Raw genomic sequence first — 22,036 nt, forward strand, 5'->3', positions numbered from 1 at the left:
GCATTTTTTCTTCCTTGGCGGCGGCAAAGGAAAAGGCAAAAGGCGCAGGGCAGCTTGGCTGCCTTGCGCCTCGGGCTTCTTATCGAAGGAATTGAATAAGACCGGAGATTCATGCTTCCGGCTCCAAGTTATCCGGCCCGTCCGTTTTCCAGCAGGCCGTACTTTTGCTTCACCCGGCCCAATATGTTCAGCCAGATGCCGGAAAACAGCGTCAGAAAGAACACGTTGGAGAGCGCATGGGCGAGATCGAAATAAAAGCTGGCCGCATAAACCGACGCGAAAGCCGGCCAGCTCAGCCGGTCGTAAAATCCGAGCAGGGACCATAGATTCATGATCCAGCCGAACAGAAAGCCCCAGCCGAAGCCGAACGCCGCGCGGCCCCAGCGGCTTGCCATGAAGCGGGTATGCCTCAGCAGTCCCGCTGTGAAGCCGATCATGCCCCAGCTGAACATCTGCCACGGCGTCCATGGGCCCTGGCCGAGCATCAGGTTGGAGGCGACCGCAGCGATGCTTCCGACCAGGAAGCCCGTCTCCGCTCCAAAAACGAGCGCTGCCATGATGACGACGAACGAAACGGGCTGCACGCTCGGCAGCGCCGCGAACGGCACGCGGCTCACCGCAGCGATGGCTCCAAGCATGGCGACCAGCAGCAGCTCCTCGGCCCGCAGCCGCCGGCGCTCGAAGCGGATGAAGAACGGCAGCATGACCAGCCCGATCATGAGGAGGCTGAGCGGCAGATAGAGCTCCCTCCTCCACAGCACGAGCACGAGAAGCGCGGCGATTCCGCCGAAGCTGAGAACGTACAGTCCCTTGCGCAGAGATTCGCTCATAACGGCACGTCCTCCAGGACGACGGCTTCCGGATAGAGGCTGCCGGCCGCCCGCTGCACGGCAGTCGTATAGAAGTAATTCTCCCGCATGAAGGAACGGGTATCCTCGGCCGCCGCCATGCGGCCGTCGAACAGCAGTCCGCAGCGGTCCGCATGGGAGGCGGCGAATTCGACATCATGGCTGACCATCAGAATGGTCGTCCCCCGCCTCCGAAGATCGGCAAGCAGCTCGGCAAGCTTTCCCTTGAAGAGCGGATCCAGCCCTTTGGTCGGCTCGTCGAGCAGCAGCAGGCGCGGATTGCCGAGCAGCACGATGAGCAGGGCCAGCTTCTGCTGCTGGCCGCCGCTGAGATCGAACGGATGGCGGGACTCCAGCCCCTCCAGCCCGAACCGCTCCAGCAGCTCCTGGAGACGGCTTTCCCGCTTTTCCAGGCCGAGCCGCTCCAGCCTGTCGTCCAGCTGCGCCCCGACCGTATCGCGCGTGAAGTACAGCAGCGGATTTTGAGCGACATAGCCGACCGAGCCCGCGCGGCGTTTCTTGAGCAGGCTCACGCCTTCCAGGAACAGGCTGCCCCGCAGCGGCTTGATCGCCCCCGCGATGACCTGCAGCAGCGTCGACTTGCCGCTGCCGTTGCTGCCGAACAGGGCGAACAGCTCGCCTTCGCGAATGTCCAGATCAAGCCCTCCGAGCACCATGGGGGCATCCTTCTCATAAGCGAAATAAAGTCCTTTGCCCGTCAGCAGCGGCTTGCCGGGCGGCGCGGCAGCCGATGCCGGCTTTCCTTCCGCCATGAACGTTTCGCCATGCTGACCGTCAGCCCCGTTAAGCTTGCCTGTCCGCGCCTGCAGCCATCGCTTGCCGTCCCTGACCGTCAGCGGCACCGCTCCTTCTTCTCCGAATCCTCCGCCCTGCAAATAGAGCCGGGTCGCCGAAGGCAGGAAGGCCGCATCGTCCCTGCTGCCGGAACGGCCGATCTGCCGGGCGGCCTCGCTGGGAGAGCCCGCGTAGGCGATGCGTCCTTCCCTCAGGACGAGAGCCTTCGTGACGAGCGGGAACAGATCCTCGAGCCGATGCTCGCTGATGATGACCGTAATCGACATTTCTTCGTTGATGCGGGCCAGCAGACCGATGAATTCCCTCGCCGCGATGGGATCCAGCTGCGCTGTCGGCTCGTCGAGCAGCAGCGCCTTCGGACGCAGCGACATGACCGATGCCAGGCTGAGCAGCTGCTTCTGGCCGCCTGACAGCTCATGGACTTGCCGATGCAGCCATTCCTCCATGCCGAAGAACGGCACGAGCTCGCCGATCCGGCGCTGAATCTGGTCGGACGGATAGCCGAGATTCTCCATGGCGAAGACAAGCTCCTGCCAGACCGTGTTCATGACGATCTGGCTGTCGGGATGCTGGAACACCATGCCGATCTCTTCCACAGACCTCCGCGCCGGCAGCTCCTCGATCGAGGCTCCGTCATAACGGATGCTTCCTTCCCGCTTGCCGGCCGGCCGCACCTCGTTTTTCAGCTGGCGCAGCAGCGTCGTCTTGCCGCAGCCGGACGGGCCGCATAGGAGGACGAAATCGCCATCGTCGATATCGACTGAAATACCGTCCAATATCGGGGCGTCGGAGCCCGCATACCGGAAGCTTACATTCTGGATCTGATAATGCGCCAATGCAGACGCTCCTTTCCGTTCATAACCGGCGGAATCGCCAGAAAGACCGCATAACAGCCCAAATGGACCCATGCCGAGAGCGATCCGTCCAGCGGCTGAAGCCTGGGAAACACTTCGTAGTCGTGGACGCCGTACAGCCGTCCGATGACGATCTGGCTCCCAAGGAGCACGATCAGCCATAGGCAGGCCCAATCCCTCGCTTCCATCCGGTACCGGACGGCGCTGCTCCGCTTGCCGCTCCCGTAGCCGCGCGAGCGCATCGAAGCGGCGGATTGCATCGACTCCTCCAGCGACCAGGCGACGAGGGTGTGCATCGTCTCCATCCCTTCCCGCATGAGCAGCTTCTTGCGCATGCCGGGGTAGATGTAGCCGAATGCCCGCTGAACCGTCATGATCTGCTTCAGCCTGCGCGTCAGCAGCGGAATGAAGCGCAGCGTCACGGTGATGGCGAACGCCGTTTGGGGCGCGATCGGAGCGGCCAGCAGCAGGAATTTATCCGAGGTGATGACCAGGCTGTACGCAGCGAAGGCGAGCAGGACATTGACCAGGGAGAGGGCGAACAAGGCCCCGTAGACGACGGATTCCTGCGTGACCGGCCGGTCGCGGAAGTAGAACAGGATCGTCGCTCCCCTGCTGGAGAACAGCGGATTGGTTATGAAGATGAATAAAGCCAGAACGGCATACAGCTTCAAGCCGCGCCGCATCGTCCTTCCTCCGTCGAGACTCAGATGGAGCGCGACGAGCGCCAGCAGCGTCAATCCCGACATGACGGGATCGGTGAACATCATGCAGGAGACGAGCAGCACCAGAAAATAAAGCATGCCTACGGCGGGATGGAGGCCGTTGAACCCAAGTCCTCTACTCATCGGAGCCCTTCCCGCCGCCGTCGCCCTCCGAGGCTCCGACATCCTTGCCGTAATCGGTCGTGTACACCCAGCGGATCTCGTCGCCCGGCTTGATCTTCGACGCGCCGGCGCTGCGGCTGGAGAAGGTGCCGTTCACGCTGAACAGCCAGCCGCTGCCCGCTCCCTCGTCGAATTCATACAGATTGCCGATTCCGCTTACATAGGCGGCCGCTCCCTTGCCGCTGTAATCGACGACCATCTTCCGGCTCCGCGCGGCCTTCTTCAGCACATCCAGCACCGTATCGCCTTCCTCGGCCTCGACCCGGGTCGCCTTGAGAATGACGCCCGTCTTGGCCGAGCCGGTTACCGATATCGTGACGGCCTGAGCCTGCGGCGGCTTGGCCGCCGGCGCGGAAGGCTTCGGCTTGGGCGCAGGCGATGCCGCGGGAGCTGTAGGCTTGGGCGCAGACGATGGTTCACCGGCGGGAGGCTTCGTTGCGCCTGTACCGGCTGCATTTGCGCCAGAGACCGGCGGCTTGGCCGTGCCGGCTGCGGTTCCGCCAGACGTCTGGGGATCAGGCGGCTCTGACGGCGCCGGGGAACCGTCTCCTCCCTGTCCCGCTGAACCGTCCTTGATCGGCGGCGTAGACGCTTCCGCTCCTGCGGCTGCTGCGCCGGCGCCGGCAGCTCCTGACGAGCCCTCCGGACCGGCGGAGGGCGTTGCCGCTGCTGCCGGGGACGGCATGGGGCTTCCGGCCGCCGGCAACTGCCCCTCTTCCGCCTGCGGCGATGCAAGTCCTCCAGCGGCGCCGGATTCCGAATTCATCCCGGCAGCGGACGCTCCCGGCTGCGAGGCTTCCTGCCGCTCCGCCGGCTTCGCCAGCGGTCCGGCACCGTACAGCCATGCGGTCCCTGCCAAAATCATTATCGCGGCGATAATTCCGACAGCTTTATTCAAGCCGTTTTTTCCGTTCATGTTCCGAAGCCTCCTCTATGCCCGCGTCCTCCCCGGAGCGGACAAGCCAAAAAAGACATCTTTCACGTGAAAGATGTCCGAAAGGGATGCCTCGCCGCAGGCAGGCATACAGGCAAACAGCCGCTGCCCGCAGCTCTCCCTCCCATCCTCGCGGGAAGCTATGATACAAGCTTTTTATGGCAGGTCTCCTGGCTTCGCTTCATCGCGCCGCCCTTCCTTCCCATCCCGGCAGGGACAGTGGATGCCTCGGGCAGCCGCTCGGCTTCACAGTGGCGGGACCGCGTCGAATTTGTATCGAACTTCCCTATTAAGCCCCGCAGGCCGAAATACCCGCGCAGGCACCATAAAAGCAGCTATGAAATTGTTGAAAGTCATCCCTCATTGTAGCAGACTCCGCTCCAAAACACAGTACCCAGTTTGCGGCTCCAAACCCTGCGACGGATCGGAGCCGGTTTCCCCGATCAGCTCCGCTTCCTTCGATACTTGGAAAACAACTAGATCTCCGCGGCCCGGACATTTCAGGTTTTGCCGGTCACGACTTCAAGAGCGCGGCGTCCAATCGCCCGGGAGAGCCCGGCCTGCCATGAAACAAAGGAAGACAGCCATGCTCCCGAGCATGGCTGTCTTCAGCATTTCCGGATGAATCAAGGCTCATCCCGCAGCGTCTGGCTGTAGCTGTCGGACAGCTTCAGCAGCTCAAGGGTGCGGTTGAATTCATCCTCGGTCGTCTTGCGTCCGCCGGTGTCCTTGCCCACGAGAGGGTAATTGGTGCCGTCCTCGAACGCATTGCCGGGAACGAACACGTCGGAATCCGTAATGACCGAGCCGGTAGGAAGGAAATGCCGCACCGGCAGCATGTTCGGACGTCCCTTGAGATTCAGCAGGTCGGTGCCGAAGTGGATCTGGTCCGCAAGCGAAACTCCCGCCAGATTCGCCACAGTCGGCAAAATGTCGATCTGTCCGCCTGTTTCGGTAATGACCGAAGGTCCCGTAACGCCCGGAGCATGAAGGATAAACGGAATATTGAACATGTCGGCATAGCTGTATTCATGGCCGATCATCGCATCGATGGATGTCTTTTCATTCTTGTCGAGCGTATAGACGGGCAGACCTTGATGGTCGCCGTAAAACATGACCATGCTGTTGTCCCACATGCCGCTGCTCTTCATCTCGTCGATGAACTGGCCAAGCGCCTGGTCCGCGAAGTGCTGCGCCTGCAAATAACGGCCAAGCAGCGTGCCGTCCAGATTGTCCGGCAGATCCAGCGTCATCTTGGATTCCGGGATATTGTACGGATGGTGGGCGCTCATCGTAATGATCTGCGCGTAGAACGGCTTGCCGGATGCGCTCATCTCCTCCAGCTTCGGCATCGTTTTGGAGAAGAGGACGCTGTCCGAGGCGCCGAACGCCACATGATCTCCGTCTCCGAAATAGCTTTTGTCATAATAATGCTGCCATCCGAGAGCCGGGTACAGCTCGGAGCGGTTCCAGAACTGGACGTCGTTCGTATGGAAGGTCGCCGTCTCGTAGCCGCTCTTCTGGAGCAGCTTGGGCAGGCTCGGAAGGCCGTTCTTCGGAAGCGCCTGCACCGCAGGCTCATGAGCGGGAACGTACAGCGACGTGTTGACCACATACTCGGCGTCGGAGGTCGTGCCGGAGCCAGCAGAGCTGTAAAAGTTCTTGTAATAGTAATTCTCATCGGCGAGCTTGTTGATATTCGGCGTAATTTCCTGGCCGTCCACCTTGAGTCCGATCAGGAAGTTCTGGAACGATTCCATCTGGATGATGATGACGTTCTTGCCCTTCGCTGCCCCGAAGGCAACCGGACTTGCATCCGGATGGACGCCCTTGAGCTCGTCGATCGCCGCCTGGGTGACCGGAACCGTCTCGACCGAGGAATTCTCGATGCCGTCGGACAGCAGCGTGTAGAATTCATAATTGAGGATGCCCATTTCCTCCGCCTGCTTGCTCTCGTTCATGCTGGCCCGGTTCGGCCAGATATCGAAGACGCAGAGCGCCACGGAAAGAACGAGAATGCCGAGCACCGCAGGCTTCCGGTACGGAAGCAGCCTGCTCGCGACATAGCCGGATTTCTTTTTCATCCGCAGGCGCACATGCAGGAACAGCAGGATGACGATGTCGGCGAAGACGAGCAGATAGTAAGGATCCATCAAGGAATACGTGCTTTCCCCGACCTCGGTCACTTTGCCCGCCTGGTTGAGCTGGTGGTAGGTGACGATGACGCCGTAATACTTGAAGTACATCAGGACGGCGAAATACAGGAAAGTGAACGCCAGATCCGCCAAGGTGTAATACAGCAGCTTGCGCTTGGAAGCCAGCCACTCGATCAGGCAGAATACGGCCCACATGAACGGAATTTCCGTCAGCAGCATGGTCCAGCTGGGGCCGTCTTCGAACACGATATACCAGGCCAGAGCGCTCTTGGCCAGCAGAATAAGGGTAAACAGCAAAAAACGGAGGTTGCCCAGCCGTAGAATGATCTTCATTTCGACATGACTTCCTTACCTGTAGAATGATGGAATGAGAACGTGAAATCGGACGGATTCGCATCGGACGCCGCCAACGCCATTTATCATACATCCGGTTATTTAAGTAGTCAATTAAATCATGGCTCCTCGTCAGGGATCTTTTGGAAATGGATATAGACCCATAAACTAGGAGGCCATGGCATGAAACAGGGGGCGCTGAGGAATGAGGCAGGATGGTCGGCTATGGAACGGGGCGCATGGCATGAAACGGGATGCACGTCATGAAAAAATACGCTGGCCATGAAGCACCTGTGCATGTCATGAAAAAATGCGCTTGCGACATGGGCCTCGGAGCGGCAAGCCTGAACGCAAAAAATCCCCGCTCCTCATCGCGAGGCTGCGGGGATTTTCGCGGCTGTTTACTTCTTGGAGGCAAGCCAGTCGGTCAGCGCGGTAATATCCGCGTCGCTGAGCGTTCCTTTGTAGGCCGGCATGCCTCCTCCTCCGTTCTCGATCTGATGGCGGATATTCTCGGCCGACTCGCTGGCGCCGATCTTCTGCAGGTTCGGGCCGACGCCTCCCCCCAGATCGGCCGCATGGCAGCTGATGCAGTTGGACTTGTACACTTCCTCCGCCTGAGCGGTCGTCGTTCCGCCATTGCCTGCCGGCGTCGATTCACCGGCGTTGCCTGTCCCGCCGTTGTTCTTGCTGCCTCCGCCGCAGGCGGCAGCCGCAAGCACGAACAGAGCCAGCACGGCCGCAAGCAGCCATTTTTTCTTGGAATCCATCGGTACATGCCTCCTTCAATTATCCTTTCGGATACATGTAGAATCCCCTAATTTTCCTTCCTCATGCCTGCTTTTCGCATACCGCCGTTTCATTGGGTGCATAAGGCCTCCTCCATTCGGAGAATCTATTCCTGTACCTGGAAACCGCTGAGGCAAACGTTCTGCCGGCGGCCCGAACCGGTAAAGGAGGTGCTGCCCAATGTCCGCGCAGGAGGAATGGATCCGCCATCTGGAGGAGCTGCGGCGGCGGTTGATCGTGGTCGGAGCTTGCTTTGTCACCGCATTTTGCGGCGGCATGTACGCCTCCCCCCATTTGCTGAAGCTGATCCGTTCGCATGCCGGAACAGACGTTCAATGGAATGTGTTCGCCTACACGGATGGATTGTTCGTCTACTTGCGCTGCGCGACGCTGTTCGCCCTCGTACTTGTGCTGCCGGTCGTCCTGTTCCAGCTGTGGGCTTTCGTCAAGCCCGGGCTCACCGAGAGGGAAGCCAAGGGGACGCTGATGTACGTTCCGGCCTCCTTCCTGCTCTTCCTGACGGGACTGGCCTTCAGCTATTGGGTCGTGTTCCCGATGATGCTGGAGTTCATGCAAAAAATGAACCGGACGGTAGGCGCCGTTGAAACGTACGGCATCGACCGCTACTTCTCTTTCCTGTTCAGCGTCGTGTTCCCGCTCGCGCTTGCCTTCGAGATGCCGCTCGTCATTCTGTTCCTTACCCGGATCGGCATGCTGACTCCGGCCAGGCTCAAGCAGACGCGCAAATATGCCTATCTCGGGCTCGCCGTTGTCGGGTCCTGCATCTCGCCGCCGGATTTCGTCTCCCATCTGTCGGTGACGATTCCGCTCGTCGTGCTGTACGAGATCAGCGCGTTCCTGTCCGTCAGGCTCTATAACCGCCGAGCGCAGCCCGTCGCCTCCCCGTGAAGCGCCGCAGCCGCGCCGGCCGATCTGATCTGAAAGGAGACCAACATCATGTTCAACAATATCGGCATTTCCGGGCTGGTCATCATTTTCGCCATTGCCCTGATCGTGTTCGGCCCGGCCAAGCTTCCTCAGCTCGGGCGCGCCTTCGGCGATACGCTGCGCGAGTTCCGCAACTCGACCAAAGGCATCGTCGACGACGATGTCATCGAACCGTCGAAGGAAGAGCGCAAGCAGCTGAACTAGCCTGTCGCTTCGGGCAGATATATTTTGAATGGGGCTGTCTCAAGCGCCGCTTCGGCGAGAGGCAGCCTCTTTGCCATGTTTAGGTTCAGCTGGCCCAGGCCGGGAAAAGGCTGGTGCCAGACCTTATTCCGGTTCCGATGACGCCAGGGTACCTTTAAGGCTCGTTTCCGGATCTGATTCCTCCTCTCATGCGCCAGAGGCGCCGCGCGGTAGCCGCACGCAAATGCGCAAGGAAAAGGGCCAACCGGTTCGGTTGGCCCTTGAAGCTTTATTTCGCCAGGCTGCCGCCCTTCTTGCGATATTCCAATATCCCCTCCGCGGCCCGGTAAGCGAGCGCCCCGACCGTTCCGGTCGGATTGTAGCCCGAGTTCATCGGGAACGAGCTTGCGCCCACGACGAACAGGTTGTCGACGTCCCAGCTTTGGGAGTAGCTGTTCACCGCCGACGTTTCCGGGGAGTCGCCCATGACGACGCCGCCCGTATTATGCGTAGACTGGTAGGTCACGATGTCGTACGGCCCCAGCTCCTTGAGCTGGTCGACATGGCTGGCTCCCATCTCCTTGACGATCTCGGCCGATTTGTTGGCCAGGAACACCGCCAGCTCGCGGTCCTGCTCCTCGAAGTCGAACGTGATCCGCACGAGCGGGTCGCCGAACGTGTCCTTGTAGGTCGGGTCGAGATCGAGGAAGTGATGGCGGAACGGCATCGACGAGCCCTGGCCTCCGACAGAGAGCACCCGGTTGGCGTATTTCAGGGAATTCTTCTTGAATTCGGCTCCCCATGCCGGCGTTCCCGATGGGACCGGGTTGTTCAGAATCGGGCGCTGGCCGGTCTGGCCGATGCTGATGGAGCCGCCGTGGATGAACTTCAGGTCGCTATGGTCGAAGTTGTCCCCGTTGTAGTTGTCGAGATTGACGCCGAGAGCGCCCGCGCCCGCGAAGTTGTTGAATTCCTCGTTCTCGAAAAATCCCGCCGCATTGCCCTTGATGACCTGATAGGCATAGTTGCGGCCGATGACGCCCTTGCCGGTGGCGGGATCATACGGCTTGCCGATGCCCGACATCAGCATCAGGCGCGCATTGTTGAACACGTAGCTCGTGACGACGACGATATCCGCCGGCTGCTCGATCTCCTCGCCGGTCGTGACGTCGGTATAGAGCACTCCTGTCGCCTTGCCCCCGGTATGTAAGATGCGGCGAACATGGGAATGGGTGCGGATTTCGAATTTCCCCGTTTTTTTGGCGACCGGAATGACGGTCACGACAGGATCCGCCTTGGCTCCGTACTCGCAGCCGAACCGTTCGCAGTAGCCGCAGTACTGGCAAGCCGCGCGCGACACTCCGTCCGGATTCGTGTAGTTTTCCGACAGGTTGGCGGAAGGCTGCATATAGGGATTCAGGTTCAGCTTTTTGGCGGCTTCGATGAATTTCTGCATGGCGGGCGTTTTTTTCATCGGCGGCGTCGGATACGGATTCGACCGCTTGCCTCCAAGCGGATTTTCCTCGCCGGACAGCCCGATCAGCTTCTCGAACTTGTCGTAGTAAGGCTCCAGCTCGTCGTACGTGATGCCCCAATCCTGGAGCGTCATGCCGTCCGGAATTTTCGCCTTGCCGTAGCGCTCGATCGTCTTGGTCCTGATCTGGAAATCATAGGGCAAAAAGCGGAACGTCTGTCCGTTCCAGTGCACGCCGGAGCCCCCGAGCCCGTCGCCGAGCAGGAAGGAGCCGTACTGCCGCATCGGCAGCGCCCTGACCTGCTCCTTGCTGCGGAAGGTGATCGTCTCCTTGGACAAATCCTGCATCAAATCGTACCGCACGCCGTAGCGAAGCTCGTCATGCACCATGAAGTAGTCTTCGGTCTTGCGCTCTTTTCCTCGCTCCAGTCCGACGACGCCCAGACCTTGCTTGGTCAGCTCGGAGGCGATGATGCCGCCTGCCCAGCCGACCCCGACGATGACGACATCGGTTTTCGGTAATTTCCTTGCCATACTGACAGCTCCTTCCGGCTAATGGATCGCCATATGCTCCTGCAGGCTTTGCGGAGCGATCTTCGTGAATTCCTTCTCGATAATGTTGGTGTAGCTCATCTGGTTGCCGGGGTAATTCCTCATCTTCCAGCCCGCCATGTCGGCGTTGCCGCCGTACAGCGGATCGCTGTAGGCGCCCTCGATCGTGTTCGCGCGCAGCATGTTGAAGAAGCCGCTGGCCGAGATCGTCGTCAGCTTCACCTCGTCGGCCTGGAACGCAGCCAGCACCTCGTCCTGCTGCGCGGGCTCGAGGGACGCGAAGCCCTTCTGGTATTTCGTCTGGCTGTAATTGTCCATTTCCTGAAGCCCGATGAGATACATGTCCCGGCGCAGCAGCCTGCCCTGGTAGCCTTGGACCTTCTCGCCCTTATAGAAGGGCGGAGACATATAATCGCGGGAGTTGAAGCCGTAATCGCCCGCGAGCTGGTGATCGATGAAGAAGGCGGATCCCAAGGAAGCGGCTCCAGGCCCATGGTCGTCCTCCGGATAGATCCGCTCCATGGCGGCTTGCACGATCGCGAACTGGGATTGGGTGAAGAACATGAGCGCCCGGTTGAAGTTGGCGGGAACCTTGGCGGCGGTTCCCTCTCCCTCCTTGCCCGTATTCGCCTCGGCTTTCGGCTTGCGGTTGATGAGCGCGCCTACGGCTCCCCCGACAACGAGTCCCCCCAGCGCATAGCCCGACCGAATGAGAAACCGCCTTCTCGACGGCTCCTGGACGGGATCCTTCCGGTCCGCGCCGGAGCCCTGCTTGTCTGTATCCATGCGGATAGATTCCTCCCTGATTGCAAGATGGTAATGCCCGTATTATTTTCCAAGAAGAAAGCATTATACATTTGAAATCAAAAGGATAACCTATGTGCGCTTGTCATTATGCGGATGGAGGTTAAGACGGATGAGAAAAGCGATACGGATTGCGGCCGCCGGCGTGCTGGTCAGCAGCATGGCTGCACTGGGAGCATGCGCGGGCCCGGCCAAGGAAAAGGGAAACCAGATGCATGGAGCCGGCCAATCGGCCGTGCGGGGCTTGGAGAGAGCGGGCCAGGAAACGGTCAGAGGTGTCGAAAACGCCGGGCGCGGCGTAAGCCAATCGGCGCGCAGCGGCACCCGCGCGCTGGAGCGCACGGGGGAGCGGATAACGGGCTACGGCATGGGCGTAGACGGCCACCATCCTTACGGAGCTTCAGGGTATGGAATGGCGGACGGCACGACGGAGATTCCGAGCATCGACCGGAACAAAAAAACGACGACTTACGAGCATGCCGGAACGACGCATGGACTCGGCACGTCGACCTACAGCCTCATCGGCAGCTCCGGCCTGCACAGCGGCGGCTTCTCGTCGCATCTGCAGTCCCGGCTCAAGGCCGACGGGATCGAGGGCGTGAAGGTATTCGTATTTGACGACCACGTCATTCTCGCTTCCTCGAAGCGCGGCATGACGTCCGCAAGCTACGATCCGATGCAGAAGAAGCTGCTCAGCGGAACGGCCGGCTTCAGCGGCCACGGAGCCGAGAACACAAAATCCGCGGGCACTTACGGCGTCAAAAGCGTGGACGCCAGCACCCTGGAGGAAGCCAAGGCGAAGCTCAAGGAATACCTCGGCGACCAAGTGGACGTGGACAGCATCGAAAGCTCCAAGGCGATCGAGCTGATCGACAAGCTCCGGAGCCTGCTCGATCAGAATGGCGCCTCCGCCGGCACGGCAGGCGGCTCCACGACAGGATCGGAAGAAGGAACAGCCGGAGAAACGACAGGAGAAGCTTCCGAGGGAACGACGGCAAGCGGCAACGCCGGTTCCGCCACTGTCTCCAACAAGGATGCTGCCAAGGCCGGCGATCTGCTCGCCGAGCTGCTGAAGATGGTCGGACAGCAGCAGCGTTAAGCTTCCGCAACTGGCAAAAGGCAGCCCGGACCGTGGTCCGGAGCTGCCTTTTCCTTTCTTATTCGCCGTCAGTTCCCGCCGGATTCCGCTGCCTGGACTCTATCCGCATACGCGGCCATCGCATCGCGCATAAAGACGGCCAGACCGTCGCCGAACCTGTCGATGCTGGCGGTGAAGCGCGCATCGTCGACGTACATCCGGCCGAGTCCGCGGAACATCTCCGGCGTATACACGCCGAAGGTCTGGAGCATGCGGCACCACTCCCCGATCGCCTCCTGCGCCTCGGCGGAATCCGGCTGCAAATGCCGGACAGCCGCCAGCCGCCGATAAACCTCGTTGAACGCTTCCCGGTCCTGCTTCGTCATGCCCTGCGCGGCTGCCATCGCCTCGTCGACCTTCAGGTCTCCCCAGCGCTCGCGCGCTTCCTTCTCATAAGGATTGGACGAGAAGTCGAATCCTTCAAACCTTTCCTTGCCGCTCATCTTCATCTCTCCTTCGGCATGCCGCAGCGTCTTGTCGACGGTGCGGATCATGGCATCGAGCCTCCTCCGCTTCTCCAGCAGCATATCCCGGTGCAGCCGCAGCGCTTCGGCCTCCGAGAAGTCCGGATCCTGGAGGATCGACTTGATCTGCTTCAAAGGGAATCCGAGCTCGCGAAAGAACAGGATCTGCTGCAGCATCGCGAGATTCCGGTCGGAATACAGCCGGTAGCCGGATTCCGTCGCTTCCTCCGGATGAAGCAGCCCGATCTCGTCGTAATGATGCAGCGTGCGCACGCTGATGCCGGCCAGCTCCGCCGCTTCCTTCACCTTGAGCATGTTCGCGTCTCTCCCTTCTGCCTCAGGATAAGGCCTCACGCTGCGTGAGAGTCAACAGCATCTTCCTATGTTATAGTAAGAAAAAGAATACGCGGGGACAAGCCGGCCATCGTTGGCGCCGGAAAGGGCAGGACAAGCCTCTTTCCGCATTGGCGCGGGCAAGGCCGCAGGCTTGCATAGAGAGTTCCCGGAAAGGCTGTGCGACATGATGATGGCGTTTGGCGGAAAAATTCGAAGGATTACGCTGCTCGGCTCCCTCTCCCTGCTGCTGCTGGCCGCCGCTTGCGGCAGCGGAAGCGGGGACAAGGACGCTCCATCCGGCGGCGGGGGCCATTCCAACCATGGGGACGGCGAGGTCCATACTGTCAGCGGCGACCTGCAGGAGACGACGGCTTCGGCTTCCGCGCTGCCGAAGTTCCTGGACGGACAGCCGGAGCAGGTTCGGCTCGTCTATCAGGCTGCCGGCCAGGCGACGGAGCTGCTCTCGGGCATGCCGTGCTACTGCGGGTGCATGGAAAGCTCCGCCGGCCACAAGAGCAACATGAACTGCTTCGTCCATGAAGTGAAGGAGGACGGCTCCGTCGTCTGGGACGACCACGGCACCCGCTGCGGCGTCTGCCTGCAGATCGCGGCCCAGTCCATCAGCATGCTTGCCGAAGGCAAAACTCCTGAGCAGATCCGGGAGTCCATCGAAGCGCAGTACAAGGCTTCCTGATCCAAGGAATGCCGGATGCCGGATTGTGGGCAGGATCCAGCAAACAAAAAGAGGCTGTCCGGGACGTTCCCGGGCAGCCTCTTCTCTATTCGCGGCATGAGCATGGCCTGTCATGAACCTTTTCGCCCATGATTCAGTCTGCCAGGCCTTATTTCAACGTTTTGGCTTTCAGGTTGATATGCGCGCAATCCGTGCCGTTGATGTTGTTGAAGATGAAATCAAGCTGGTAATCGCCGCGCACATAGCTGATTTTCTTCTGCTGCGTCTTGCCCGTCTTGAAGATGACGGACGCGTCCGGCGCTCCCCACTGCTGCACGAGAAGCTTGACCGTAATGCCGCCGATATTCGTCTGGCGCTCCACGTTCGTGCCGAAGTAGCGCATCTCGCGGATTTTATTCAGCTTGTAATTGAAGGCGTAGCCGGGATGGCCCATGTCCGCCGTATATACGTCGAACCCGTCCGAGTCCTTCATCGGCACCATTGGCGCTCCGATCGTCTTGACGACAGTCTGGCGGGTGGTCTTTCCGACCGTGAAGGAATTGAAATCAGGGAACTGGCCCTTGAGAGCCGGTTTATAAAAGCTGTTCAGCTTGGCAGCGGCCTGGTCATGCGCCGATACGGCAGCGGTGGAAGCAGCCGCATGGGCGGATGAGAAGGGCAGCGCGGATCCGGCGCTGGCCAGAACCCCGGCGGCGAGAACGGCGAAGGCGGTTTTTTTCGTCCAATGCATGTTCATGATGAAGACCTCCTGTAAATTGGGGTATGGATACCCTTACCCATTTTAGAGATAAACTATTTACCTCGTAATGGATTCATAGCTACCCGACGTCCCTGCCGGGAGAATTGTTGCACGAATTCCCCCGTAGGCGAGCAGGCAATTTATCCCTCGGATTCCGAACCCGCTCAAGAATCCACGATAATCGGACTCTCCTTGGCGACGCTCCCGGACCGCCTGGACCCTCTCCGCGTAGAGCTGGTTGAGATCGGCTGCCGAATACTCGACCTTGCCGTGCCAGGCGGCGTAATCCGGCAAAAGTGCAAAAGCCTTGCACAGCAAAAATGCGAAAGCCTTCGCTCCGAAAAGAAGCGGCGACGATGGCGAGCATGTCCGAATCGTCGTCGGCAAGAAGAATATTCATAAACTCTCCTTCCGTAGCAGGTCCAGGATCTGCATGCTGCTCCAAACCCGGTCTGTCCCTACCTAGAATGAGCGGGCTCCCGATTAGGCCCGATAACCACACTGTCCCCGGCGCCCGGGTCCGCCGATCCTGGTTGACGGACAAAAAAAGCCCGGCAGGCTGCTCAGCAGCCCGCCGGACCTTGACATTCATAATGCTCTTCTCCGCTCGAAGCCTTGTCTCAGTACGTCCACCAGTTCCCCGACATGACGATCATGGAGAACAGCTTGATGCTGTCCTCGTAATAGCCTTCGGCCGCGCTGCCCGCCGTCTTGGTCCACACGGAGTTCAGCCAGGCTTGGTTGGAGGAATCCGTCATGGCGCTGACACCGAACGGGGCGAAGAAGGCTCCGCTGTTGTAATCTCCTTTGACGCCGCCCGTGAGCGTGTAGCCGTCCTTGATGGAGGATGGATTGCTCGACGTCTTCGACTGGATCCAGCTGTTCATTTTCTTGAGCTGGCTCAGTGCCCGGCTGTCCCCGCTGAGGAGATAGTCGGTCGTGATCCGCCATGGCGTCCGGCAGGAGTTGTAGTTGTAATTGCCGTCCTGGTCGCTCTCCAGGAAGTTGGCCGGAGCCGGCTTGTAGGTGCCGCCGGAATAGACGACGAAGTCGGGAAGCAGGCCTGTCGTGGAGCTGTTGTTCGCAAAGATCGTATTGATGATGGAATAAGTCTGGTTCGCCACCTGGTCCCAGCGGGTGTCGCCCGTCGCGGCCTTGAACGCCTTGAGATGGTTCAGCATGAAGTCGGAAGGCCGCGTCGCCGTCGCTTCCGTGCCGCTCGTCGCCCAGTCGCCGAGGCGCAGCGTCCAGCGCGACTGGTTCACGTCGCTCTGCATGATCGCATTGATGACCGACTTGGCCGCGGACAGATAGTTGATCGTTCCCGCGCTGCCCCACTGGCGGTCGGCCAGCAGCAGCGAGTAGGCGATGTCCATATCCCCGTCCGTGGCGGAATCGGCGCCTTCGATGTTCTGGAAGCTGCTGTTCTGCTTCCAGGCCATGAGCGCGGAATTGTTCGTGCTCGGATGGGCTTTGTAGTAGGCGTACAGGCCGTCGAAATACGTTTTGGCGCTGCTGTCCGCACCCGCCATGAGCACCGTCAGCAGCATGCCGTAGCCATGGGCCTCGGATACCGTTTCGCCGGCGTCGTTGTATTTTACGTAATATTTGCCGCTGCCCGCCGTCTTCAGGTAATTGCTCTTCCAGGTATTCCACTTGCTCTGGACGGAGCTGTCCATGGCGCTCTGCGTGACGTTGGTCGGCTTGATGGTGCCCGCCGTATAGGCGGTATGCTGCGGGAACGGCCGGCTTTCCCCGGCGCCGAAGGCGATTCCTGCCGGCAGCATGACGACGCACAGCCCCATGGCGATAAGCGTTCTCATTTTCGGTTGGATTTTTCCTTTTGCCATTCCTTTGATTCCCATTACATCATTCCTCCTCATTCAAGATCTTCTTGCCAGCGGTCAACCTCGGTTCCATGGCGAACTGCCTCTGCGATGCCCGTTTGCCTGCCTCACCTCCTTCAAAAGGGTCCGGCATGGACAGCCCCGGCGCCTGCATGGAAAGGCAGGATCGCCGGAATGCTTCCAAGCTCATTCATGTCTATCCGCCGGGTGGCGACGTCGATTCGCGCACGACCAGCTCCGGCTTCAGCTCGAGCTGCTCCGCTCCGCCGCCCCCGAGCGAGGCGAGCAGCAGCTCCACCGCCCGGCGTCCGATCTCCTCCGCCGGCTGCCGCACCGTCGTCAGCTTCGGCCGGAACTGCGAGGCGATGATCTGGTCGTCGAAGCCGACGACCGACACATCCTGCGGAATGCGGATGCCCGCCGTCTTGAGGGCGTCCATCATGCCCAGCGCGGTATAGTCGTCGGCTGCGAATACCGCCGTCGGCAGCCTTCCCGCCGATATCCACCTGTCGGCGGCTTCCAGCCCCGAAGAGATCTGGAACTGGCCCGGTTCGATCGAGAACGGCTCCAAGCCCGCCTCGAGCATCGCCTGCCTGAATCCCCTCTCCCGCTCGCGGCTGCTGAGGAACAGCTCCGGGCCGGCGATATGGGCGATCTGCCGATGCCCGAGGCCGATGAGGTGGTTCGTCGCCATCAGCGCCCCGGCGTAGTTGTCCACGACGATGGCCGGCACGTCCGGCGCCGGATGCTGATGGTCGATCATGACATAGGGAATGCCCCGCTTTTCCAGCTCCTTGCGGTCCTCCTCCTCCCTCATCGGAGAGAGCAGGATGACGCCGTCCACATGCTCCTCCTGGAACAGCAGCGGAGAGCCGGCCGGCTCCTTGTCCGTGGAGACCGACAGGGTGAGAAAGTAGCCGCGTTCGGCAAGCCTCTCGCTGATGACCTTCACGACGGCGTCGAAAAAGGAGTCGTCCAGCGTCGAGAGCTTCATTCCGATCAGGCTCGTTTTGCCCTTGGCCAGGCTGCGGGCAGCAGCCTTGGGCCGGTAGTCCAGCTCCTGCATGACCTGCAGCACCTTCTCCCGGTTTTTCTCCCGCACGGAAGGATCGTGGTTGAGGACGCGGGAGACGGTGACGACCGAGAGTCCGGATTTTTTGGCGACATCGTAAATGCTTGCTTTCATGATTGCGTATGGCTCCTTGCGGCGTAGGATGTCTGCAGGCTGGCGGACCCGGCCCGGCCTACTTGTTGACCCGGCCGAGCAGCTTCTGCAGTTTTTGCTGAAGTCCCGGCAGCACTTCCTCCGGCTTTTTGTCGCCGTTCTCGACGCTCGCCAGCTCGTTGATGAACAGCTCGTTGATTTGGGAATAGTTGTCGATCAGATGGTTGTACGATTCGAAGCCGTATTTGTATGCGCCCTCGTATACTTGCTTGATCTGCGCCGCATCGATGCCGTCGAAGTGGGCGTAGTACGTCTCCGCCGCCTCCTGGTTGACGGGCGGATTGCCGCCGGACAGGTCGATGGACTTCTTCTGCACCTCGGTGGATACGAGATATTTGATCCATTCCAGCGCTTCCTTCGGATGCTTGGAATCCTTGAGCACGAACAGCGGATCGATATAGAGGACGCTGCGCACCTTCGGATTCGGGCCCTGCGGAACGGCCGCCACGCCGACCTTGAAGTTGAAGTCGCTCGATGCGGCCAGGCTCCACGAGCCGACGACGGACATGCCAATCTTGCCGGAGAGGAACGGGTCGCCGAATTGGCCCGCGACGGATTTGCTGAATGCCGGCGAAGGCGATACATGCTGATCCCAGATCAGGCCGTATATCTTTTTGTAGGCGTCGATGACCTCCGGCTTGTCGAGATTGACCTGGGACGGCTTGCCGCCATTGGTCCAGGTGTCGTCCGAGTAGACATTGGCGCCAAAGTATTGAGGGCGCTGGTCCCGCTCCCCGAAGCCGAAGTCGAGCCCGTACTGGGCCTCCGCCAGGTTTTTGGAGTCGACCGTCATCGCCTTGGCGTCCTCCACCATTTTATCAAACGTCCAGCTCTTGTCCTCATAATCCGTCGGCGGGTAAGAGAGGCCGGCCTTGTCGAACATATCCTTGTTGTACAGCAGGACGGACACATAGCTGTTCAGCGGGATACCGTACGTCTTGCCGCCGACCTCGTAGATCTTCATCACGTTGTCCGGAATATGGTAGTCCGAAGCCTTGAAGTCCCCGAGATACGGCGAGAGATCCATCAGCATGCCCTTGTTGTAATATTCCATGAAGCCGCCGTAGCCCCACTGGGAGGTGACGTCAGGCGAATTCTTCGCCGCGATGGCGGACTGCAGCTTGGAATCGAACTGCTCGTAAGGCGCCTTGGTCACCTTGATCTTGATGCCGGGATGCTTGGCTTCAAAGTCGGGAATGAGCTTCTCCACGAAGGTCCGGTCCGGGGAATCGATCGTGTAATGCGTAATGGTGACCGTATCCCCTGCCGAGCTGCCGCTGCCGGAGCAGCCGGACAAGACCGCTGTCAGGAGCGCGGCTGCGGCCGCCGATTTGGCGAGCTTTCGTGCAGGCTTGGCCGCTCGCTCGGCGAGCTGTCCTGCTGGCTTGGGTTCCCTTTTGGCGAGCTGTTCTGCACTTTTGGCGAGCTGTGCTGCGTCCCGTTTGGCAAGCTGTGCTGCGGGCTTGGTTTCACTCTTGGCGAGCTGTTCTGATGGCTTGGTTTCACTCTTGGCGAGCTGTTCTGCACTTTTGGCGAGCTGTCCTGGTTTGGTTTCGTTCATGGATATCGTCCTCCCTGGATGGTGGTAGATGGATGAAGAGCGGTGAACCGTTCTAAAGTCTGACGGCATTCCTCCGCAGAAGCCGGGCTGCGGCTGCGGCCGTTCCTTCTAATGCCTCCATGCGCCGCATGATCGGGATTGGAGCAAAGCCTGGCTGCGGCAACGGCCGTTCCTTCTAGCGCCTCAACGCGCCGCATGATCGGCATTGGCGGAATGTGAAGGATTGGCGGAATGTGAGGCATTGCTTGGCGGGCAACGGCCGGCAAGCGAGGTTTACTTGATGCCGGTAAGGACGATTCCTTCCACGAATCTTCGCTGCGCGACGGCGAACAGGAGGATGATCGGCACCGCTGTCAGCATCGACGCGGCCATGAGCAGATTCCACGGAGCGAGCCGGAACTTGGAGGACATCATCGAAGCGAGGCCGATCGGCAGCGTGAAGTTCTCCTGGGAGTCCAGGTAGAGCACCGGCGTGAGCAGATCGTTCCAGCTGCCGATGAAGGTGAAGATGGCCACTGTCGCCATGGCAGGCCCGGCCAGCGGCAGCGTCAGGTTCCAGAACAGCCGGAACTCGCCGCAGCCGTCGATCCGCCCCGCCTCGTACAACTCCGACGGCATGGTCGAGAAGAACTGCTTGAGCAGGAAAATCATGTACGCGGAACCGAAGAAGTTCGGCAGAATGAGCGGCAGCAGCGAATCGTGAAGGCCGAGCTTCGTGAAAAGCAGGAACTGCGGAATCATGATGGCCGGATAGGGAAGCATCATCGTGCTGAGCACGAGCAGGAAGAGAAGCCCGCTGGCCTTTGTCCGGTATCGGGCAAAGCCGAAGGCGACCAGCGCCGAGCTCAGGACGGTGCCGACGACGGCCGACACGGCGACGATCAGGCTGTTGGCATACTGCTGGCCGAACTTGATCTCTCCATTGCGGAACAGCTCCGCGTAGTTGCCCCATGCGGGGGCTTTCGGGAACAGCTGAGGCGGATAGACGAGCAGCTCCTTGCTCGTCTTCAACGATGTCGACACCATGAAGGCGAGAGGCGACAGCATCGCCGCGGTGACCAGCAGCAGCAGGATCAGGCTGACGGCCTTGCTCCAAGCCTGCTCTCTTCGTCCGGCGCGGGAAGCAGGCTTAGCCTGCAGGCCGGCAGTTGCGGATGGACTCATCGGATCAGCGGCTCCCTTCGTAATAGACAAACCGGTTCGACGCCTTGAGGATGAACCAGGTAATGAGCAGCACCGCCGCGAGCAGGAGCCAGGCCATAGCCGATGCATAGCCGTAGCGGAAGTTTTTGAAAGCGCTTATATATATGTTGTAGACGTAGAACCAGGTCGTGTAATTGGGGCCCCCCTGAGTGATCGTGTAGGCCTGCGTGAACACCTGGAACGAATCGATGATGCCGACGATGAGCTGGAACAGGAATACGGGAGAAATCATCGGCAGCGTCACATGCCAGAACGATCTCAGCCGGCCCGCCCCGTCGAGGCGCGCCGCTTCGAGCAGCGAGGCCGGAACGCCCTGCAGGCCGGCGAGGAAGATCAGCATGCCCGCTCCCATTCCCCAGAACGACATGACAATCAGCGCCCATAGGGCGAAGCGCTCGTCGAGCAGCCAAGGAATCGGGTCCATCCCGAACAGGGACAGCACATAGTTGAACGGACCCGCCTGAGGATTGAAGATCCAGGTGAACAGCAGCGACATGGCGACGCCGGAGATCATGCTCGGGAAATAGATTGCGGTGCGGAAAAAGCCTTGGAAAGGAACCTTCTGGTTGATGAGGATGGCAAGCAGCAAGGAAAGGAGCAAGGTGAGCGGAACGCTGATGAAGGTGTACTTGAGCGTGACGGCGATTGAATTCCAGAACTGCTCGTCATGGAACAGCTCGCGGAAGTTGCCCAGTCCGACCCATGCGGGGGCGTGGATGACGTCGTAATCGGTGAAGCTGTAGTACAGCGAGGCGAGGATGGGCAGCAGGGTGAGCACTGCAAAGCCGATCAGCCAAGGCGATATGAACGCGTAAAAGGCTCGGCTCTGTGAGGCTCCAATCGTTTTTTTCATCATGGGGACCCTCTCTTCGACAAAAGTTAAAGCGGTTTAACTTTTACGGCAAAAAAATGGATCGCAGCCGAGGGTACCTTCTTCCCCGGGACAGGATCGGGGGCACCGGCCAACGAAAGTTAAACCGGTTTAATTTATTTGATTGATGTCAGTATATTTCACAGCTGTAATTTTTGTCAACAACCAAAATCGAGCCGGCTTCTGGAGGAACGAGTGGGACTGCTCTATGCTTCGGTTTGGCGTTGGCGATGGCAAGTTAGATAGGACGCCGATCAAGGCAGACGGGATCGCCCTTCCATCGAGGCAGCTGTTTTCGCCTTTGGTCGACTCAAATTTAAGGCGCCTGCTGCTAAACTTCATGGCCGCGGATTACAGAGTAAGGCATTGATGGAATGCGG

At 60.0% G+C, this 22,036-nt stretch carries 19 protein-coding genes and 1 riboswitch; of the genes, 4 read left to right on the forward strand and 15 right to left on the reverse strand.

Features of this window, described 5'->3' with window-relative positions; translation table 11 throughout:
- Positions 1-128: 128 nt before the first annotated feature.
- From VE23_RS13390 to VE23_RS13415, 6 genes are all read right to left on the reverse strand, one after another.
- On the reverse strand, positions 129-830 hold the full coding sequence (locus tag VE23_RS13390; protein WP_049868252.1) for an ECF transporter S component: 702 nt from the start codon (positions 828-830) through the stop codon (positions 129-131).
- A complete protein-coding gene (locus VE23_RS13395) occupies positions 827-2,500 on the reverse strand; it encodes an ABC transporter ATP-binding protein (RefSeq protein WP_049868253.1) in 1,674 nt (557 codons plus the stop codon). The genes VE23_RS13390 and VE23_RS13395 overlap by 4 nt, the downstream gene beginning before the upstream one ends.
- On the reverse strand, positions 2,473-3,366 hold the full coding sequence (locus tag VE23_RS13400; RefSeq protein ID WP_048745003.1) for an energy-coupling factor transporter transmembrane component T: 894 nt from the start codon (positions 3,364-3,366) through the stop codon (positions 2,473-2,475). The genes VE23_RS13395 and VE23_RS13400 overlap by 28 nt, the downstream gene beginning before the upstream one ends.
- Positions 3,359-4,321, reverse strand: a complete 963-nt coding sequence (locus tag VE23_RS13405; RefSeq protein ID WP_049868254.1) for a DUF4430 domain-containing protein — start codon at positions 4,319-4,321, stop codon at positions 3,359-3,361. The genes VE23_RS13400 and VE23_RS13405 overlap by 8 nt, the downstream gene beginning before the upstream one ends.
- Positions 4,322-4,482: 161 nt before the next feature.
- Positions 4,483-4,681: riboswitch (cobalamin riboswitch) on the reverse strand.
- Positions 4,682-4,965: 284 nt separating this feature from the next.
- Positions 4,966-6,828 carry an LTA synthase family protein gene (locus tag VE23_RS13410; protein WP_021881513.1) on the reverse strand — a complete coding sequence of 621 codons (1,863 nt, stop codon included), beginning with the start codon at positions 6,826-6,828 and terminating at the stop codon, positions 4,966-4,968.
- 401 nt (positions 6,829-7,229) lie between these two features.
- The gene (locus VE23_RS13415; RefSeq protein WP_049868255.1) at positions 7,230-7,598 is read right to left on the reverse strand and encodes a c-type cytochrome; all 369 of its coding nucleotides are present in this window, start codon (positions 7,596-7,598) and stop codon (positions 7,230-7,232) included.
- A 199-nt stretch (positions 7,599-7,797) separates the two neighbouring features.
- On the opposite strand from VE23_RS13415, the gene tatC reads away from it, so the two are divergent.
- Positions 7,798-8,526, forward strand: coding sequence for a twin-arginine translocase subunit TatC (tatC, locus tag VE23_RS13420; RefSeq protein WP_021881515.1), 729 nt, complete (start codon positions 7,798-7,800; stop codon positions 8,524-8,526).
- Between the two features lie 48 nt (positions 8,527-8,574).
- A complete protein-coding gene (locus VE23_RS13425; protein ID WP_048744779.1) occupies positions 8,575-8,769 on the forward strand; it encodes a twin-arginine translocase TatA/TatE family subunit in 195 nt (64 codons plus the stop codon).
- A 268-nt stretch (positions 8,770-9,037) separates the two neighbouring features.
- Here the strand turns inward: VE23_RS13425 and VE23_RS13430 are convergent, their stop codons facing one another.
- Positions 9,038-10,756, reverse strand: coding sequence for a GMC family oxidoreductase (locus VE23_RS13430; protein WP_021881517.1), 1,719 nt, complete (start codon positions 10,754-10,756; stop codon positions 9,038-9,040).
- Positions 10,757-10,774: 18 nt separating this feature from the next.
- Positions 10,775-11,560, reverse strand: a complete 786-nt coding sequence (locus tag VE23_RS13435; RefSeq protein WP_048744780.1) for a gluconate 2-dehydrogenase subunit 3 family protein — start codon at positions 11,558-11,560, stop codon at positions 10,775-10,777.
- A 130-nt stretch (positions 11,561-11,690) separates the two neighbouring features.
- Here VE23_RS13435 and VE23_RS13440 point away from each other — a divergent pair, with 130 nt between their 5' ends.
- On the forward strand, positions 11,691-12,677 hold the full coding sequence (locus tag VE23_RS13440; protein WP_048744781.1) for a hypothetical protein: 987 nt from the start codon (positions 11,691-11,693) through the stop codon (positions 12,675-12,677).
- A gap of 68 nt (positions 12,678-12,745) precedes the next feature.
- Here VE23_RS13440 and VE23_RS13445 read toward each other — a convergent pair whose 3' ends face one another.
- A complete protein-coding gene (locus tag VE23_RS13445) occupies positions 12,746-13,495 on the reverse strand; it encodes a MerR family transcriptional regulator (protein ID WP_049868256.1) in 750 nt (249 codons plus the stop codon).
- A gap of 208 nt (positions 13,496-13,703) precedes the next feature.
- Here VE23_RS13445 and VE23_RS13450 point away from each other — a divergent pair, with 208 nt between their 5' ends.
- Positions 13,704-14,210, forward strand: coding sequence for a PCYCGC domain-containing protein (locus VE23_RS13450; RefSeq protein WP_232317069.1), 507 nt, complete (start codon positions 13,704-13,706; stop codon positions 14,208-14,210).
- Between the two features lie 148 nt (positions 14,211-14,358).
- Here the strand turns inward: VE23_RS13450 and VE23_RS13455 are convergent, their stop codons facing one another.
- The 6 genes from VE23_RS13455 to VE23_RS13485 all read right to left on the reverse strand — a co-directional run bounded on the left by VE23_RS13455 (position 14,359) and on the right by VE23_RS13485 (position 21,641).
- The gene (locus tag VE23_RS13455; protein ID WP_048744783.1) at positions 14,359-14,946 is read right to left on the reverse strand and encodes a YjgB family protein; all 588 of its coding nucleotides are present in this window, start codon (positions 14,944-14,946) and stop codon (positions 14,359-14,361) included.
- Positions 14,947-15,569: 623 nt separating this feature from the next.
- The gene (locus tag VE23_RS13465) at positions 15,570-16,814 is read right to left on the reverse strand and encodes a glycosyl hydrolase family 8 (RefSeq protein ID WP_232312802.1); all 1,245 of its coding nucleotides are present in this window, start codon (positions 16,812-16,814) and stop codon (positions 15,570-15,572) included.
- Positions 16,815-16,992: 178 nt separating this feature from the next.
- Positions 16,993-17,982, reverse strand: a complete 990-nt coding sequence (locus VE23_RS13470; RefSeq protein WP_049868258.1) for a LacI family DNA-binding transcriptional regulator — start codon at positions 17,980-17,982, stop codon at positions 16,993-16,995.
- 58 nt (positions 17,983-18,040) lie between these two features.
- Positions 18,041-19,582, reverse strand: a complete 1,542-nt coding sequence (locus VE23_RS13475; protein ID WP_084781465.1) for an ABC transporter substrate-binding protein — start codon at positions 19,580-19,582, stop codon at positions 18,041-18,043.
- Between the two features lie 273 nt (positions 19,583-19,855).
- Complete coding sequence (locus VE23_RS13480; protein WP_049868259.1) at positions 19,856-20,746, reverse strand: carbohydrate ABC transporter permease; 891 nt, start codon at positions 20,744-20,746, stop codon at positions 19,856-19,858.
- Positions 20,747-20,750: 4 nt separating this feature from the next.
- Positions 20,751-21,641 carry a carbohydrate ABC transporter permease gene (locus VE23_RS13485; RefSeq protein ID WP_332310171.1) on the reverse strand — a complete coding sequence of 297 codons (891 nt, stop codon included), beginning with the start codon at positions 21,639-21,641 and terminating at the stop codon, positions 20,751-20,753.
- Positions 21,642-22,036 lie beyond the last annotated feature (395 nt).

This window comes from Paenibacillus sp. D9 (assembly GCF_001188365.1).
Classification (GTDB): Bacteria; Bacillota; Bacilli; order Paenibacillales; family Paenibacillaceae; genus Paenibacillus_O; species Paenibacillus_O humicus.

Excerpts from the sequence above, each read along its gene's own strand:
- VE23_RS13440 (WP_048744781.1), top strand. The coding sequence starts at position 11,691 with ATGAGAAAAGCGATACGGATTGCGGCCGCCGGCGTGCTGGTCAGCAGC.
- VE23_RS13480 (WP_049868259.1), bottom strand. The coding sequence starts at position 20,746 with ATGAGTCCATCCGCAACTGCCGGCCTGCAGGCTAAGCCTGCTTCCCGC.
- VE23_RS13410 (WP_021881513.1), bottom strand. The coding sequence starts at position 6,828 with ATGAAGATCATTCTACGGCTGGGCAACCTCCGTTTTTTGCTGTTTACC.
- VE23_RS13465 (WP_232312802.1), bottom strand. The coding sequence starts at position 16,814 with ATGGGAATCAAAGGAATGGCAAAAGGAAAAATCCAACCGAAAATGAGA.
- tatC (WP_021881515.1), top strand. The coding sequence starts at position 7,798 with ATGTCCGCGCAGGAGGAATGGATCCGCCATCTGGAGGAGCTGCGGCGG.
- VE23_RS13390 (WP_049868252.1), bottom strand. The coding sequence starts at position 830 with ATGAGCGAATCTCTGCGCAAGGGACTGTACGTTCTCAGCTTCGGCGGA.
- VE23_RS13405 (WP_049868254.1), bottom strand. The coding sequence starts at position 4,321 with ATGAACGGAAAAAACGGCTTGAATAAAGCTGTCGGAATTATCGCCGCG.
- VE23_RS13400 (WP_048745003.1), bottom strand. The coding sequence starts at position 3,366 with ATGAGTAGAGGACTTGGGTTCAACGGCCTCCATCCCGCCGTAGGCATG.
- VE23_RS13455 (WP_048744783.1), bottom strand. The coding sequence starts at position 14,946 with ATGAACATGCATTGGACGAAAAAAACCGCCTTCGCCGTTCTCGCCGCC.
- VE23_RS13450 (WP_232317069.1), top strand. The coding sequence starts at position 13,704 with ATGATGGCGTTTGGCGGAAAAATTCGAAGGATTACGCTGCTCGGCTCC.
- VE23_RS13475 (WP_084781465.1), bottom strand. The coding sequence starts at position 19,582 with ATGAACGAAACCAAACCAGGACAGCTCGCCAAAAGTGCAGAACAGCTC.
- VE23_RS13435 (WP_048744780.1), bottom strand. The coding sequence starts at position 11,560 with ATGGATACAGACAAGCAGGGCTCCGGCGCGGACCGGAAGGATCCCGTC.
- VE23_RS13415 (WP_049868255.1), bottom strand. The coding sequence starts at position 7,598 with ATGGATTCCAAGAAAAAATGGCTGCTTGCGGCCGTGCTGGCTCTGTTC.
- VE23_RS13470 (WP_049868258.1), bottom strand. The coding sequence starts at position 17,982 with ATGAAAGCAAGCATTTACGATGTCGCCAAAAAATCCGGACTCTCGGTC.
- VE23_RS13425 (WP_048744779.1), top strand. The coding sequence starts at position 8,575 with ATGTTCAACAATATCGGCATTTCCGGGCTGGTCATCATTTTCGCCATT.
- VE23_RS13430 (WP_021881517.1), bottom strand. The coding sequence starts at position 10,756 with ATGGCAAGGAAATTACCGAAAACCGATGTCGTCATCGTCGGGGTCGGC.
- VE23_RS13485 (WP_332310171.1), bottom strand. The coding sequence starts at position 21,641 with ATGATGAAAAAAACGATTGGAGCCTCACAGAGCCGAGCCTTTTACGCG.
- VE23_RS13445 (WP_049868256.1), bottom strand. The coding sequence starts at position 13,495 with ATGCTCAAGGTGAAGGAAGCGGCGGAGCTGGCCGGCATCAGCGTGCGC.